The following is a 16,710-nucleotide window of genomic DNA, read 5'->3' as shown; positions in this document are numbered from 1 at the left end:
CACAGTTCTTTAAATTTCACTAATAATAAGTATGAATCTTATAAGTTAGCGAAGTACTCTAAAGTACGAACTAATTGTGCAGTGTAAGACATTTCGTTGTCATACCAAGCAACAGTTTTCACTAATTGTTGGTCGCCAACTGTCATTACTTTTGTTTGAGTTGCATCGAATAATGAACCGAAAGTCATACCTACGATATCAGAAGATACGATTTGATCTTCGTTGTATCCGTAAGATTCGTTAGCTGCTTTAGCCATAACTTCGTTTACTTCTTCAACTGTTACGTTTTTATCAAGAACAGTAACTAATTCAGTTAATGAACCAGTTGCTACAGGAACACGTTGAGCAGCTCCGTCTAATTTACCGTTTAATTCTGGAATAACTAGACCGATTGCTTTAGCAGCACCAGTTGTGTTAGGAACGATGTTTTCTGCTGCAGCACGTGCACGACGGAAGTCTCCACCTGGGTGAGGTCCATCAAGAGTCATTTGGTCACCTGTGTAAGCGTGGATTGTAGTCATAAGACCTTCAACAACACCAAAGTTGTCTTGTAAAGCTTTAGCCATAGGAGCTAAACAGTTAGTAGTACAAGAAGCACCAGAGATAACTGTTTCTTTACCTGTTAAGATATCATGGTTAGTGTTGTAAACGATTGTTGGTACGTCATTTCCACCAGGAGCAGAGATAACAACACGTTTAGCACCAGCTTTTAAGTGTAATTCAGCTTTTTCTTTTGAAGTGAAGAATCCTGTACATTCAAGAACGATGTCTACGCCTAAATCGCCCCATGGTAATTCTTCTGGGTTACGGTTAGCAAGAACTTTAACTTCTTTTCCGTTAACGTTGAAAGATCCATCATGAACTTCAACAGTTCCGTTGAAACGTCCTTGAGTTGTGTCATATTTTAACAAGTGAGCCAACATTTTAGCATCTGTTAAGTCGTTGATTGCTACTACTTCGATTCCTGCTACATCTTGGATACGACGGAATGCTAAGCGTCCGATACGTCCAAATCCATTAATACCTACTTTAACTGTCATTAAAGATTTCCTCCTTATGAAAATCAAAAATTTTTTTATTTTAAAGGGTTGCCCCTTTTAAAATCTCATTTGCAGCAGCTTCATCTGTGATGAGCCACGTTTGTTTTGGTGCATTTTTCATATAAGCGCGAATTGCTTTGGCTTTTGTTTTACCACCAGCGATTGCTACGACATTCGGAATTTTTTGTACGTCTTTTAATTGAAGTCCGATACGTGGTATTTTATATACAACTTCTCCTTCTTCATCAAAGAAATAACCAAAAGATTCTGCCACAGCGTTATTCTGCTTCAACATGACCATTTCATCATCTGACATTTTACGTCGAGCAGCCATATGCAACGCTCGTCCAATACTGTGAACAACGCAATTGCTCTGTTCGATCAGTGTCAGTACTTCTTGAATCGATGGTTCTTGTAATAAAGACTTATATGTCTCAGGACTTAATTGTTCTGGCACATACAGCGCACGATGATGTCCGCCAGTTTTGTTCGCCATCACAGCACTTACTGAGTTGGCTTGTACGGTCATTGCTTCACCAATACCGCCTCTAGCTGGAACAAATAGATTGTGTCGCTTATCCGTCTCTAATGAGCCCATATGTTCAGCAGTCAATGCCATTGTCGTACCACCCATTACAGCGATCGTATTTTTTCCATCAGGTAAAAGTAAATCCAATGCATCGGTCAAAATATCTCCAAATTCATAGAGTACTTTTTCTTGATTATCGCTATTACCGGCAACAACGATACAACGTTGTATCCCAAAGTATTGACTGATTTCTTTTTCGACTTGATGCATGCCCAACAGCTGATTCATCACTGTCTCTAATCCTTGATACACATCCAAGCCTTTTTCAGTCAATGTCATTCCGCTTTTTGACGTTTCAATCAGCTGTAGGTTCTTCAAGAAATCTGTCTCAGTTCTTAAGACTCGTTCTGTGATTCCCATACTATCTGACAAACTTCGACGTCCAATAGGCTGCATCCAGTATATATTACGAAGAATATGAAACCTTTCCTGCATTACATCGAGCAAATCTGGAGCAACAGCTTCAATCATTTTCAATTCATCCAGCATGATGCGCTCCTTCGTTGGTCTAAAAACGTCCAAGTAAGACTTAAAACGACCTATGAACTTTAAAAAAATAGGATTGATGTTCTTCTTTCGCATTGTTAAATTCTATCTAACAGTCTTAAAAGCGCCCCTCAATCTTACATACATAGTTTAACAGTTTTCATTTATCTTTTCAAGAAAAAGCGATTATTTTTTTGAAATATTCGTTTGCTTCCATAAAACCAATTTTGAGAAACAAAATGGCTTAGACTGAAAAAGGCTCGAAAAAAGCCTAGCCTCCCAAAATGAAAGACTAGGCTCAAAATCTAAATTATATTTCTCTTTCTACAGATCCTCTTCATAAAACCGGCCAAGAATTTTCACGTTATCCGAAATACTAACAAACGCAGATGGATCCGAATCTTTCATAGCGGCTTCCAATGCCGGCAGCTCAAAGCGTGTCACAACAGTTAAAAGCAACGTTTGCTTATCATGACGATAGGCCCCTTCAGCTTCATGGATGATCGTGATTCCTCTTCTCATTTTCTGTTGGATGCCCTCGATCACTGCATCTGGATTTTTCGTAATGATCATAACCTGCATTTTCTTTTGTTTCGTGTAGACTGCATCTGTCACTTTACCACTGACAAAAATCGACAGAGCACTGTAAAACATATACTGCCAGCCAAATAAGTAACCAGCAACGAAAATGATCAATCCATTAAAATACATTGAAATCGATCCTACAGACCGACCTGTTTTTTTCCGGATCGTAATACTAAAGATATCCAGTCCACCGGAGGATAAGCCATTTTTCAAGGCAAAGCCAATTCCAGAACCCATTACAGCACCACCAAAAATCGCACAAATAATCGGATCATTCGATAAAACAGTCTGCGGGACAATCTGCATAAAAAGCGATGTCAGTGTCACCGTCAAAATAGTAAAAATCGTAAACTTTTTCCCAATTTTACGCCACGCAATAAAGAATAGCGGTATATTCAATGCATATAATGTAATCGAAACAGGAACTTTATATCCGAGAACCCGAACAGACAAGGTCGTCAATATTTGTGCTAGCCCGGTAATCCCGCTGGAATAAATATTTCCCGGCTGATAAAAGAAGTTCATCGCAACAGATGCCAGAATGGCGTAAACGATCGATACTGAAAGTTTTGTCGTATAGTCATGGACAGGTAGACTTTCAAAGAATTTTTTCATGTAGAAATAGCCTCACTTTGCTTATTCGTTAAATCTCATTATACGTGCTTTAGGGTAAGAAAAAAAGCACAATCGTTCAAATAAAAGAAAAGTATTTGAGGATCCAAAGAAAAACATTTGAGGATTGTCATCTGTTTTCTATGCTACTAGGTGCTCAGTAAGTATTCAGCACATTTAAAATATTCGTGTAGCCCAAGCTTTTTGCATAGTCTTCCGCCGTTCGACCAGTGTGATCTTTCAACGTCTTATCTGCTCCTGCTTCTAGTAACACTCGAACAATTTGTTGATAAATATCGCTTCCGTCTCTTAACGCGACAGCCTCGATCAACGCAGTGTAACCATAATTGTTTTGATGATCGATATCAGCTCTTCCGTCTTTTAATAGTAGTTTAACATTTTCAAGATGTCCTTTCTCAGCTGCTGGGATCAGAGCATTTCCGCCAAAGCGATTGACCTTTTGCTGATCGGGAATGGCTTTTTCCAGCATATATGCTAAAATTTCAGTTTTTCCTTGAGCTCCGGCATACAGGTAAGGACTGTCAGAAATTTGGTCTTGTTTATTGATATCAGCTCTTGCATCGATCAATTGTTTCGCAATTGTAATAAAATTTTGATGCGTTGCAATTAACAATGCAGTTTCTCCTTGATCATTCACTTCATCGATTGGATAACCATCTGTTTTTAAGATTTCCTGAACCAAGTTACTGTCATTATTACTTACTGCCTGAAGCAAGCTTCCTTCGGAAAAATTTTGCTCGCTTGACTCTGTTAGCTCAGTCGTGCTTGGTTCAGTCGTTTCTTGTTTAGCTGTCTCTTTGTTTGGCATCACGGTCGACTCCTTTTCTATTTTTTTTGAATAGTTAGTCTTAGTTTGACATCCAGAAATAATCAGCAATCCCAGACTAGTCATTGCGATTAAAATTATTCTTGTTTTTCTATTCATACGCTTCTCCTCCTACCAAATCGCTCTACATTCAGTATAAAGGATAAATATAAATAAATTATAAACGCCTTTTCCATATTACAAAAGAAAAAGAGTTAAATGCACTGACAACTGAATCCGTCCAGCGCGCATTTAACTCTTTTATTTTATTCGTCGATTGCTGTTACATCGATGTTTAATTCAAATAATTGTAATGGTGATACCACACTTGGTGCACTTGTCATCGGATCAGCGGCTTTTCCGTTTTTAGGGAAAGCAATCACTTCACGAATATTGTTTTCGCCAGCTAGCAACATTACTAAACGATCTAACCCTAAAGCAATTCCACCATGTGGAGGGAAGCCATAGTCTAATGCATCTAATAAGAAGCCAAATTGTTCTTGTGCTGATTCTTTTGTGAAACCTAGTGTTTCAAACATTTTTTCTTGCAGCTCACGCTTGTGGATACGTAAAGATCCACCGCCTAATTCATAACCATTTAACACAATATCGTAGGCTTCTGCGTAAACTTTTGCAGGATCCGTTGAAAGTAACTCCACGTCTGATTCTTTTGGTTGAGTAAATGGGTGGTGAGCAGACACATAGCGTCCAGCTTCTTCATCATATTCAAACAACGGCCAGTCAACGACCCACAGGAAGTTGAATTTAGACTCGTCAATCAAGCCTAATTCTTTTCCTAAACGAGAACGGATTGCCCCTAGTGCTGCCGCAACTACTTCTGGTTTATCCGCACCAAACATTAAAATGTCGCCAACTTCAGCATTTGTAGCTTTAATCAAATCATCTGATACATCCGTCAAGAATTTAGCGATTGGTCCTTTTAGCCCATCTTCTTCGACTTTCAACCAAGCTAAGCCTTTTGCACCAAATTGACTAACATATGTCCCTAAATTATCCATGTCTTTTCTTGAATATTTATCAGCTGCACCTTTGGCATTCAATGCTTTGACCTGTCCGCCGTTTTCTAATGCCATTTGGAAGACTTTAAAGTCAACATCTTTTACAACATCAGCAATATCGATCAATTCCATATCAAAACGTGTATCTGGTTTATCACTACCATAACGTGCCATTGCTTCATCGTAGCTGATACGTGGGAATGGTAAGGTCACTTCGATTCCTTTTGTTTCACGCATCACTTTAGCCAGCATTTCTTCTGTCATTGTTTGAATTTCTTCTGGTGTCAGGAATGTTGTTTCAATATCCACTTGGGTAAACTCGGGCTGGCGGTCTCCACGTAAATCTTCATCACGGAAGCAACGAACGATTTGATAATAACGATCGAAACCAGCATTCATCAATAATTGTTTAAAGATTTGTGGTGATTGCGGCAACGCATAAAAATGCCCTGCGTGGACACGAGAAGGAACAAGATAATCGCGCGCGCCTTCTGGTGTTGATTTCCCTAAATAAGGTGTTTCGATATCCATAAAGTCCGTGTCATCTAGATAATGACGGATCGCTTTAGTCACTTGATGACGTAGTTTTAAATTCGCAGTCATTTGCGGACGACGTAAGTCTAAATAACGATATTTTAAACGAAGCTCGTCTCCAACATTATTTTCATCTTCAATCAAGAACGGTGGTGTTTTCGCTGTATTCAAAATCGTGATATCTGTCGCCATGATTTCAAATTCACCAGTTTTCATTTTCGGATTGATCGCTTCTTGATCACGATAAGTCAATTCTCCAGTAATTTCAATAACATATTCACTACGGCATTTATCAGCTGTTTTCCATGCTTCTTCAGAGTGCGCAGGATTAAATACAACCTGTGCGATCCCTTCACGGTCACGTAAATCGATGAAAATAACTCCACCTAGATCGCGGCGCTTTTGTACCCAGCCTTTTAATGTAATAATTTGTCCGACTAAATCTGCAGAAACTTCTCCGCAGTATACTGTTCTTTTTGTCATTCGTTTTTGCTCCTCTTCATTTTTTACTATTTATCCTCAAACATCACTGTCATCATTTCATCATAGACTTCATCAAATCGTTCATAGATGTCTGAAAGCGGAAATGCTTTTTCATTACGGCTGGCCATTGATTTCACGTTTACAACGCCTTCTGCCAGTTCGGTCTCTCCTAAAGTCAATGCTAGTTTCGCATTTGATTTCGCTGCCGTTTTAAATTGTGCTTTTGCTTTACGATCCATAAAATCTCGATCAGCTGAAAACCCAAAGTTTCGGATAGCTTGAACTAATTTCAAGGTTTCGATGTTCGTCTGCTCGCCAATTCCGACCACGTAAGCATCGATTTCATTGATTACAGGAACGACAACCTGTTCAGCTTCCATCGTTATCAAGACACGTTCGATTCCTAAGGCAAAACCAAAGCCTGGTGTCGCTGGTCCACCCAGCTCTTCGACTAATCCATCATAACGTCCGCCAGCACAAATAGTTGATTGCGCACCCATTCCGGGAGCTTCGCTCATGATTTCAAAAATCGTATTTGTATAATAATCAAGACCACGCACCATATTACTATCGATTTCAAATGGTATGTTTAATTCTGTCAGCATTGTTTTAACTGTTTCGAAATGTTCTTTAGAACTCTCGCTTAGATACTCTAAAATCGATGGAGCCTCAGCCACGATTGCTTTATCTTTTTTGTCTTTGCTGTCCAAGACACGCAATGGATTCTCGTGTAGACGGCGTTTTGAATCTTCACTAAGGTCAGCAGATCTTGGTTCTAAATAATCGATCAGCGCTTGTCGATAAGCCGCTCTGGTTTCTTTATCGCCTAAAGAGTTGATGACTAATTTGATTTGTTGAATCCCTAATTGTTTAAAGAAATCTAGTGCCATTGCCATGCTTTCAACATCTACTGCTGGATTTTCGCTGCCGAATGCTTCTGCACCGATTTGATGGAATTGTCTTAAGCGTCCTGCCTGCGGGCGTTCATAACGAAACATCGGTCCCATATAATAGGTTTTATAAGGTTTAGAAAACTCAGGTCCGAAAAGTTTATTTTCTACAAATGAACGAACAATTGGCGCTGTACCTTCTGGGCGCAAAGTAACGTGACGATCTCCTTTATCGTAGAAGTCATACATTTCTTTTGACACGATATCTGTTGTATCGCCTACACTTCGAGAAATCACTTCATAATGTTCAAAGATAGGGGTACGAATTTCTTCATATTGATAGTCACGAAAAATCAGGCGGGCCGTTTCTTCAACGAACTGCCACTTTTCTGAAGTTCCTGGTAATAAGTCATTGGTTCCTTTTGGTTTTTGATAACTCATTGTTTCATCTCCTAATTATTGTTCATTGTTTGTATTCTATTTCGGTAATTATTGGTTAAGAGTTTGATCGCTTTTACATTGTTTGAACGAGTATTTGAGCGTTTTAATCAGTTGCTTCCGCTTTTTGCGTTGGATGATTCACTGATGTATTACGTTTGTCCAGTTTCTCTACCAAGTGTTTTTTATCATTTACTCTGGCTAAGACAACCGCAGTGATTCGGGCAAGCGGATACTTCGCTCGTTTCTCTCGCTAAGTATTGTTCAGCATCTGCTCTGGCTAAGACAGTCGCTGTGATTCGGGCAAGCGGGCACTTCGCTCGTTTCTCTCGCCAAGTATTGTTCATCATCTGCTCTGGCAGAGCCAGTCGCAGTGATTCACAACAAAAACTCGCCCTTGTATATATACAAGGGCGAGTGAATAGACACACGCGGTACCACCTAAGTTTGAAAGATTGCTCTTTCCTCTAACGATTAACGCTCGCAACGGAACGGCTTTTCTTCCGTTCATCTCTAGAATGTCTTTCAATTTCTCTGATGAAGTAGCTTTCAGCCAAGGCCACTTTCTCTTATACAGTCAGGATAAAATTTACTCGTTCTTTCACTGATTTTTTTGATATTATATATAAACTACTAAAATTTCATAGTAAAGTCAAGAGGATTCGGTTAAAAATAGCCGGTCATCTTCAAAGAATTATTTATCTTTTGTGTCAATAATAATCGTCACAGGTCCATCATTTGTGAGGGTGACTTTCATGTCTGCACCGAACTCACCTGTTTCAACTGGAATTTCAAGTTCTTTTAGTTGTGCGTTGAATAATTCATATAATGGAACAGCGGTTTCAGGGCGAGCTGCTTCTATGAAGCTTGGGCGATTGCCTTTTTTTGTGTCAGCATATAACGTGAACTGTGACACACTTAAAATACTGCCATTGATATCTTGAAGACTTAAATTCATTTTGCCTCCATCATCTTCAAATACACGTAACTTGCTGATTTTACGTACTAAATACGCAACATCTTCCGCTGTATCTGTTTCATGTATGCCTAATAAGATCATAAATCCCTGATCGATTTTACCGAAAATTTTTTCTTCGATCATTACTTCAGCGCCAGTCACTCGCTGGATAACTGCCTTCATACTTTACTCCTCCTAGCCGTTGGTTCGACGGACATTATAGACATCCGGTATATTCTTGATTTTATCTACAATGGTCTTCAAATGAGATAGGTTTTGAATCTTGATTGTGACATGAATCATCGCCATTTTATTTTTAGTTGGTTTTGCTTCTACACTGACAAGATTTTTAGTCATCGAACTAATCACTTGAAGAACATCGTTCAATAGACCACTGCGATTATAGCCGTAAATTTCTAAATCAGCATCATATTCTTTATTTAAATTATCTGTATCTTCCCACTCGACTTCAATCAAGCGTTGGGCTAATTCTTCTTGATGCTGCACATTCGGACAATCCGCACGGTGAATAGAGACACCACGGCCTTTTGTAATGTAGCCGACGATTTCATCTCCTGGAACAGGATTACAGCATCGGCTGATTCTGATCAAGAGATTTTCCACACCTTGAATCACGATGCCGCCTTCATGACGAACTTTCATTTTGTCTGATTCTTTTTTGACAGGTTGGGTCATCAGTTCTTCTGCTTCTTGTTTCTGACGCTCCATTTCCTGTTCTTTACGCTCTTTTTCTGTTAAACGATTGAAAACGACTTGCGCACTGATTTCTCCATAGCCAACAGCTGCATATAAATCATCTTCTGTTTGAAAATTAAATCGATCCAGTGCTTCTGCCAGTTTTGTTTTGCTTAATAACTCTTTAGGGGCAAAACCATGCTCTGTTAAATATTTACTGATTGCATCGTGTCCTTTGATGATGTTAACTTCACGATCTTGCACTTTGAAAAAGCGTTTAATCTTATTTCTCGCTTTGCTTGTAGCAACCATTTTTAACCAGTCACGACTTGGGCCAAATGAGTTTGGCGAGGTCAGGACTTCAATGATATCGCCATTTTTTAATGTGTAGTCAAGTTGCACCATTTTGCCGTTAACCTTGGCACCGGTGGTTTTATTTCCGATCTCCGTATGCACACTATAGGCAAAATCCAGCGGTCCCGAACCTTTAGGCAGTTCCGTCACATCTCCAGTTGGGGTAAAAACGTAAACTTTATCGCTAAAGATATCTCCTTTAACACTTTCCATAAACTCAGAAGCATCATAGCTTTCATCTTGTAGTTCAAGAATTTCGCGGAACCAGCTCAATTGTTTGGTATCTGTATCTTCTTCGACTTTTTCAGTTTTACCTTCTTTATATGCCCAGTGAGCCGCAACCCCGAATTCAGCGATTTGATGCATTTCATGGGTTCTGATTTGTACTTCCACAGGATTTCCCTTAGGTCCGATAACAGTGGTATGAATAGATTGATACATATTCGCTTTTGGCATCGCAATATAATCTTTGAAACGACCTGGCATCGGCGTCCATTTTGTATGAATTGCTCCCAAAACAGCATAACAATCCTTAATAGAATCCACGATTACACGAATCGCCAGCAAGTCATAAATTTCATTGAACTGCTTCTTTTGATCTTTCATTTTGCGATAGATCGAATAAATATGTTTTGGTCGTCCATAAATTTCAGCGTAGATATCTAAATCTTCTGTTGCTAGTCGAATATCTTCTACCGCTTCTTCTACATATGCTTCTCGTTCTTCTCGTTTACTTTGCATCAAATTAACAATTCGATAATATTGATTAGGATTGATATAACGTAGTGCTGTATCTTCTAATTCCCATTTGATTCGGCTGATCCCCAAGCGATGTGCTAACGGCGCATAGATTTCAATCGTTTCTTGTGCGATACGTCGTTGCTTGTCTTCTCTTAAATGTTTCAGCGTCCGCATATTGTGTAAACGGTCAGCCAATTTCACCATGATCACGCGTAAATCCTGAGCCATGGCTAACAGCATCTTACGATGGTTTTCAGCCAATTGTTCTTCATGAGATTTGTACTTTATTTTTCCAAGTTTTGTAACACCGTCAACCAACATTGCCACATCTGCACCAAATTCGTTCTGCAAATCTTCCAGTGTTACATCTGTATCTTCAACTACATCATGTAAAAAGCCTGTTGCTACGGTATGAGGATCCATCCTAAGCTCAGCTAAAATACCAGCAACTTGAATTGGGTGGATGAAATAAGGTTCACCAGATTGTCTAACTTGACCTTCGTGTGCCTTTTCAGCATAGTCGAGAGCCTTTTGGACAAATGCTACGTGAGTCGGCGCCATATATTTGGATACAAGTTTGATGACTCCGGGGCCTGTCATAATTTCTTCTTTGGGCATGATTATCACTCCTTTAGCTCCTACAATCATCTATTGCGAAGGAGCGCTACTGTAAAATACGTTATATCGCTGCATTTTATCTATGTAAATAGTTATTTTTAAAAAAAGAAAAGTACCACTTGAAACAGTAGCACTTCCAACACTTATTATTATACTAAAATTCTCTAGATTTTCAATTCCTCACGTTCTAATCCCACTTAGAAATCAGCGGCAAGATCTCTCGGCCATTACTTAGTCCGATCTGAGACGCACCTGCTTGAAAGAGCAATTCGATTTCTAATAACGTTGGTGCCTTTACATTCACCTGAAACGTTCGCTGATTTTTACGTCCCATTCTAAAAATGCTCATGTCATAAATAGCTTCTTCCATTGTCAGATCTAATCCCAAAGAAACATGATTCACATCCATTGCACTAAGATCCATGGTCAGCTGTTGTTTTTGCTGCTCATTCAATTGGCTGCTATCGATAAAAAAGCCCAGCCTGTTATGACCAAATGACAATGGCGCCAAATTTTGATAACTTTGTTGTCCGCAATACGTCAACTGATCCGGTGTCATTGCAACACAAACCTCAGAAGCACCTTCACGATATAGTTTTCCCGTTTCAAAAGCTTTTTTAGCTAACGTTCCTCCACCCAAAGGAAAATCAGCATAGCTTCCAATTTGAATCTTGGTACCCGCTAACAATTGTTTCGCACGTCCAACATTATATGGTAAAACAAACACTGAACGTACAGCAAAATCTTTTAGGAAAAGCAGCTCATCTGTAAGTTGTTGATCCGTAATGGTCGGATCAAGCAGCATGATCGATAATTTTTGCAGCTCTAATTCCATAAATACCCCCTCAAAATCTACACTAGTTCAAACTGATAACTGATGGCACTCAATACATATAACGGCGCAGTCTCCGCACGTAAAATCCGCGGACCTAAACCACATAAAATTCCACCATGCTTTTCAAACTCTTCAATTTCTTCTGATGCAAAACCACCTTCGGGTCCAAACACAACCAGAATCGATTCTCCTACACTAGTTTCAGCCAAAGTTTGAGCAAAACGACTTTGTTCTCCTTCTTTCGCCGATTCCTCGTAAGCAATCAAGACTTTATCATAGTTAGAAAAAGACTCTACCAGTTCAAGCTTCTTCTCTAATAATACAATATCTGGTGCAAACTGGCGATGAGATTGCTCCGCAGCCTCTGTGGCAATTTTTTTAAACCGTTCAGCTTTTTTGACTAATTTTTTATGGTCCCATTTTACGACGGATGTTTTTGCTGGATAACCAATAAACTTGTGACAGCCTAATTCTGTCGTTTTTTGAACGACCAAATCCAATTTATCTCCTTTAGGAAAACCACAGGCAATCGTTACATTCACTGGCAATTCCTTCTCACTAAGTTCTTTAGCGACTTCCTTCAAAACAACTGCCTCATCATTTACTTCTACAATTTCAGCAATAATTGCAATTCGATCACTAAAAACAAGATATACTTGCTGTTTTGGTTCCATGCGCATCACTCGAACGATATGATGATAATTTTCACCTGTGATGTCGTATTGTTTTTTTGCCTCATAAGGTTCTGTCATAAAATAGCGTTGCATGTTAATCTTCCTCTGTTTTCTTTAAAATTATCGCATACCAGTCTCCCTGTTGGAAAATCTGATCCACAAGAAAACCGACTTCTGTCATTTTCTCAATCACCATTGCTTTTTTCTCTTGAATGATCCCAGAAATGATCAATGTTCCATCATTTTTTAGTAGACGAAACGCATCTTCGACCATCAACACAATAATATCTGCTAATATATTCGCAACAATGACATCCGCTTCGATCGTCACTTCTTTTAACAAGTCATTTGCTGAAACGTGGACATCATCAGCAACAGGATTTAATGCCATATTTTCTTTGGCAGCCGTTACTGCGACATCATCTAAATCATAGGCGTATACCTCTTTAGCACCGAGATATTTACTGGCAATACTTAATACACCAGAACCTGTCCCCACATCCAATAATGTTTCACCGCCGCGTAAAACAGTTTCCAATGCTTGCAGCGTCAAACGAGTGGTTGGATGGGTTCCCGTTCCAAAAGCCATTCCCGGATCTAACGTAATAATCTTTTCCGTTTCGTCTTTCGGCTCATATTTTTCCCAGCTTGGCACTATCGTTAAAAAGCGAGTCACACGCACTGGATGGTAATATTTTTTCCATGCTGTTGCCCAGTCGCTTTCCGCAACCTCACTGATTATCATTTCATTTTTACCAATGCTCAATCCAAATTCAGGAAGACGTGCAATGCTTTCTTTGATGAAGGGTAAAATTTCAGGTAAGAAGGTGGTTTCTGGAAAATAGGCCATCACTAAAGCCCCTTCTTTGATATGAGTAAATTGTTCTTTATCCAGTAGTTCGCCGTATAAATCACTTTGAAAATTTTCGACATCTAAGGCATCCTCGATTGCTACGCCGCTTGCACCTGCTTCCATCATAATATTGGAAATCGCTTCAACGGCTTCACTCGCTGTTTCAACTTTTACTTCTGTCCATTTCATATTTGACACCTCTTTAATAGCTAGGATAAGCGATATACGCATCGCCATCCGCTTTTTGATATTTTTGTACTGCGTTTCTGAAATCTTCTTCGGACCATTTTAATTCAAATACTTCCTGTCCCTCATCTGATAGAAAATCCAGCAAATCACTTTGTCCTTCCACCAAAACGTCATTCAAATAATCAACCAACCCATCTAATAACGACTGTTTGATGCCTTTTTTTCCTTCATAAGGAATCACTGCCAAATAGTCTTCCTCATCTACGATGGTTTTTTCGGGATTATACAATAAAATTCCATCTTCAAATTCAATGATTTCCTCTTCTGATAGTGTTCCAGCAACATCATCAATTTGTTCGTGTCCACTGTTTTCAGCAAACAAGCGAAAAACTACCTCGATAGAATGATTTTTTGTATTCCAATCAAGGGCAACATCGTATTCTGTAATATTTTTTGTAAGCTGTTGATCTAGATACGTTAACATTGTGTATTTTTTCATTTTATTTCTTCCTTCCAGCCAAAATTCGTTTGATCGATATCACTTCTCTTTTGTTTAGAAATATAGGGATTTCCTGATACGACATATCTTAACGGTAAATCTGTCCAAATGCCTTTGTTAGGAATACCTATACGCGGAAGTGCAATGATTTTTTTTGGTATTTTCCTTTTTTCTGGGATGATCCTAAGGGTACTATCAAAAATTGATTGCCCATATAATTCTTTCGAAATTCCAAGAGCACTGACGAGTTTTCCAGGACCATTTGACACGTCCGCACCGATTCTTCCTTTACGGTTGGTTTCCATTTGGCTGATTCCAGCAACAGGCTCGATTGCCCGAATCATTACACCTTGGGGAGTACCTTTGTCTTGTGTCACCATGTTTAATATTAAATGCGTATGCATCGTGTATAAATAAATCGTGCCCGGCTTTTCATACATCGCCTTTAGCCTCGGTGTTTTCCGCAAACCAAAACTATGAGCTGCTTCATCATCAGGTCCGAGGTATGCTTCTGTATCCACAATATAGCCTCCAAGACTACCCGCATCTGTTTTATGCTCTAAATACATTCCCAATAAAAATTGAGCAATTTCCTCTGTCGACTTTGTATTAAAAAAATTTATCGTTTCATTCATTATTTTTCACCACTTCCTATCATACACGAATCAACAGCTATTATCCATTGAATAACCAACGTTTCGTATGATAAATTAGGAAATTTTCTCTTTAAAATAAACAAAATCTAACGAATAACAAACGTACGTTCTTTATGATATAATAAGGAATCATTAAAGGAAAAAAGGAGGTTCAACGATGCAGCAACCTTTAGCTTATAGTATGCGCCCGCGTAATTTAGATGAAGTCGTTGGGCAGGAACATCTTGTTGGTACTAGAAAAATCATTCGCAGAATGGTCGATGCACGAATGCTGTCATCGATGATTTTGTATGGTCCTCCCGGCACTGGAAAAACCAGTATTGCCAGTGCGATTGCCGGCTCTACAAATTATGCATTTCGCATGCTGAACGCCGCAACTGATACTAAAAAGGATTTACAGATCGTCGCAGAAGAAGCCAAAATGAGCGGTACCGTCATATTACTTTTAGATGAAGTTCATCGCTTAGATAAAACCAAACAAGACTTTTTACTGCCTCACTTAGAAAGCGGCAGAATCATCATGATCGGTGCTACGACTGAAAATCCGTATATCACGATCAACCCAGCGATCAGAAGCCGAACCCAAATTTTCGAGGTCAAGCCACTTACAGAAGAAAATATCCAACATGCAATCAAAGATGCTTTAGCTGATAAAGAACGTGGCTTAGGAGACTATGATGTTATTTTAGAAGACAAAGCTTTGCTGCATTTATCTCGTGCTACGAATGGCGACTTGCGCAGTGCCTTGAACGGACTCGAACTTGCCGTTAAATCTACACCTGAAACAAAGGATAAAAAAATCGACATCACTCTTTCAATTATTGAAGAATGCATACAGCGCAAAGCCTTAACTCATGATAAAAATGGTGATGCTCATTACGATGTTATCTCTGCTTTTCAAAAATCAATCCGCGGCAGTGATGTTGATGCTGCCCTTCATTATCTAGCTCGACTTGTTGAGGCTGGTGATCTACCGATCATCTGCCGACGTTTGATGGTTATTGCGTATGAAGATATCGGTTTAGGGAATCCACCTGCAGCTGCACGCGCAGTCACTGCTGTTCAAGCTGCTGAAAAGCTTGGATTTCCCGAAGCACGTATTCCTCTAGCAAGTGTTGTCATTGATTTATGCTTGTCACCCAAATCAAATTCGGGACTAAGTGCCATCGATGCTGCATTAGCAGATATTCGTGAAGGAAAAGCTGGGGAAGTCCCCGATCATCTGCGCGATAGTCATTATTCAGGAGCAAAAGATTTGAATCGCGGGATCGGTTACGAGTATCCCCATAATTTCGAAAATGCTTGGGTCGATCAACAGTACTTACCTGATAAAATAAAAAATGCTCACTATTATGAACCTATCGATACCGGCAAGTATGAGCAGGCGCTACATCAGCAATATCAACGAATACAAGACTGGAAAAAAAGTCCCAAAAAATCAAAATAATACTTTTTTGAGCCAAGCTCTCTCATTGCTGTTTGTGTGATCTTGTGCTATTATAAAGATGGTAAATCTGTGATGTACGCGTTGTCTTTTTTGTGTGTTGACCGAACATTTTATTGATATCTTGGGATCCTTCTGGTACCTAAGCTGGTAACATGCCTTATCACTTGGTAGTTCGAAGCTGTCAGTCGTGGAACCCACCTGCTTTATTTGCGGGTTCAATACTATAGGACGAATAACGGCATCAACGGATTTTACCTTTTTTATTCGCTAGTTGAACAATTTGCTACAATGCAAATTGTTTTTTATTTGATGGAGGTTTTTTTCTAATGATACGCTTGCTCATTTTTGCTTCAGTTGTCTTACTAATCATTATTAGTGTTTTCTTATTAAAAAAATCATCCGTCTTTTTACCATTGATGCATAATGAAGACCTTGATGAAAACAAACAATTTTTGCAGCAGTTTGGCGTATTTTATTTGATACTGGCTGCTATTGGTATTTTAGTCGGTATTGTCAATTGGACATTCTTTTCTCTTTTTTATATATTTGGCCTGCTTGCAATTTCAGCAGTGTTTAGCGTTATGTTTGCTAGGAAGATTCTTTAAAAGTTTCTTCTTTTTTTTGTTTTCCTTTTTAGGCATTTTGCTTTACAATTAAAGTATAAGGAAAGATAACCCGATTATTATTT

16 protein-coding genes, 1 other RNA gene and 1 other annotated feature are annotated in these 16,710 nt (G+C 39.1%); of the genes, 3 read left to right on the top strand and 14 right to left on the bottom strand.

Annotated elements, in window-relative coordinates; translation table 11 throughout:
• Nucleotides 1-38: 38 nt before the first annotated feature.
• From gap to BCR25_RS01205, 14 genes are all read right to left on the bottom strand, one after another.
• Nucleotides 39-1,040, bottom strand: a complete 1,002-nt coding sequence (gap, locus tag BCR25_RS01265) for a type I glyceraldehyde-3-phosphate dehydrogenase (RefSeq protein WP_069661787.1) — start codon at nt 1,038-1,040, stop codon at nt 39-41.
• 40 nt (nt 1,041-1,080) lie between these two features.
• Nucleotides 1,081-2,118: a sugar-binding transcriptional regulator gene (locus BCR25_RS01260; protein ID WP_069661786.1), complete on the bottom strand. Its 1,038-nt coding sequence runs from the start codon at nt 2,116-2,118 to the stop codon at nt 1,081-1,083.
• A gap of 321 nt (nt 2,119-2,439) precedes the next feature.
• Nucleotides 2,440-3,315 (bottom strand): YitT family protein, encoded by an 876-nt coding sequence (locus BCR25_RS01255; RefSeq protein WP_069661785.1) that lies wholly within the window; start codon nt 3,313-3,315, stop codon nt 2,440-2,442.
• A gap of 154 nt (nt 3,316-3,469) precedes the next feature.
• Complete coding sequence (locus BCR25_RS01250; protein ID WP_069661784.1) at nt 3,470-4,258, bottom strand: ankyrin repeat domain-containing protein; 789 nt, start codon at nt 4,256-4,258, stop codon at nt 3,470-3,472.
• Between the two features lie 146 nt (nt 4,259-4,404).
• Nucleotides 4,405-6,174: an aspartate--tRNA ligase gene (aspS, locus tag BCR25_RS01245; protein ID WP_069661783.1), complete on the bottom strand. Its 1,770-nt coding sequence runs from the start codon at nt 6,172-6,174 to the stop codon at nt 4,405-4,407.
• Between the two features lie 26 nt (nt 6,175-6,200).
• Nucleotides 6,201-7,505, bottom strand: a complete 1,305-nt coding sequence (gene hisS / locus BCR25_RS01240; protein WP_069661782.1) for a histidine--tRNA ligase — start codon at nt 7,503-7,505, stop codon at nt 6,201-6,203.
• 185 nt (nt 7,506-7,690) lie between these two features.
• Nucleotides 7,691-7,849 carry a hypothetical protein gene (locus tag BCR25_RS20265; RefSeq protein WP_169818971.1) on the bottom strand — a complete coding sequence of 53 codons (159 nt, stop codon included), beginning with the start codon at nt 7,847-7,849 and terminating at the stop codon, nt 7,691-7,693.
• A gap of 59 nt (nt 7,850-7,908) precedes the next feature.
• Nucleotides 7,909-8,116, bottom strand: a binding site (T-box leader).
• Between the two features lie 80 nt (nt 8,117-8,196).
• A complete protein-coding gene (dtd, locus tag BCR25_RS01235) occupies nt 8,197-8,643 on the bottom strand; it encodes a D-aminoacyl-tRNA deacylase (RefSeq protein WP_069661781.1) in 447 nt (148 codons plus the stop codon).
• A gap of 12 nt (nt 8,644-8,655) precedes the next feature.
• The gene (locus tag BCR25_RS01230) at nt 8,656-10,869 is read right to left on the bottom strand and encodes a RelA/SpoT family protein (RefSeq protein WP_069661780.1); all 2,214 of its coding nucleotides are present in this window, start codon (nt 10,867-10,869) and stop codon (nt 8,656-8,658) included.
• A 187-nt stretch (nt 10,870-11,056) separates the two neighbouring features.
• The gene (locus BCR25_RS01225) at nt 11,057-11,704 is read right to left on the bottom strand and encodes a deoxyribose-phosphate aldolase (protein ID WP_069661779.1); all 648 of its coding nucleotides are present in this window, start codon (nt 11,702-11,704) and stop codon (nt 11,057-11,059) included.
• A 17-nt stretch (nt 11,705-11,721) separates the two neighbouring features.
• Nucleotides 11,722-12,471, bottom strand: coding sequence for a 16S rRNA (uracil(1498)-N(3))-methyltransferase (locus tag BCR25_RS01220; RefSeq protein WP_069661778.1), 750 nt, complete (start codon nt 12,469-12,471; stop codon nt 11,722-11,724).
• A gap of 1 nt (nt 12,472) precedes the next feature.
• Nucleotides 12,473-13,420 (bottom strand): 50S ribosomal protein L11 methyltransferase, encoded by a 948-nt coding sequence (gene prmA / locus BCR25_RS01215; protein ID WP_069661777.1) that lies wholly within the window; start codon nt 13,418-13,420, stop codon nt 12,473-12,475.
• 13 nt (nt 13,421-13,433) lie between these two features.
• Nucleotides 13,434-13,919, bottom strand: coding sequence for a DUF3013 family protein (locus BCR25_RS01210; RefSeq protein WP_069661776.1), 486 nt, complete (start codon nt 13,917-13,919; stop codon nt 13,434-13,436).
• Entirely contained in the window at nt 13,916-14,554 is a 639-nt protein-coding gene (locus tag BCR25_RS01205; protein ID WP_139124498.1) for a DNA-3-methyladenine glycosylase, read from the bottom strand. The genes BCR25_RS01210 and BCR25_RS01205 overlap by 4 nt, the downstream gene beginning before the upstream one ends.
• 178 nt (nt 14,555-14,732) lie before the next feature.
• On the opposite strand from BCR25_RS01205, the gene BCR25_RS01200 reads away from it, so the two are divergent.
• From BCR25_RS01200 to BCR25_RS01190, 3 genes are all read left to right on the top strand, one after another.
• Nucleotides 14,733-16,022: a replication-associated recombination protein A gene (locus BCR25_RS01200; protein ID WP_069661775.1), complete on the top strand. Its 1,290-nt coding sequence runs from the start codon at nt 14,733-14,735 to the stop codon at nt 16,020-16,022.
• Nucleotides 16,023-16,083: 61 nt separating this feature from the next.
• Nucleotides 16,084-16,277: non-coding RNA, 6S RNA (ssrS, locus tag BCR25_RS01195), on the top strand.
• Between the two features lie 71 nt (nt 16,278-16,348).
• Complete coding sequence (locus BCR25_RS01190; protein WP_069661774.1) at nt 16,349-16,627, top strand: hypothetical protein; 279 nt, start codon at nt 16,349-16,351, stop codon at nt 16,625-16,627.
• Nucleotides 16,628-16,710 lie beyond the last annotated feature (83 nt).

Source organism: Enterococcus termitis (genome assembly GCF_001730305.1).
Lineage (GTDB): Bacteria > Bacillota > Bacilli > Lactobacillales > Enterococcaceae > Enterococcus_L > Enterococcus_L termitis.
This window is presented reverse-complemented; position numbering and strand designations above follow the sequence as displayed.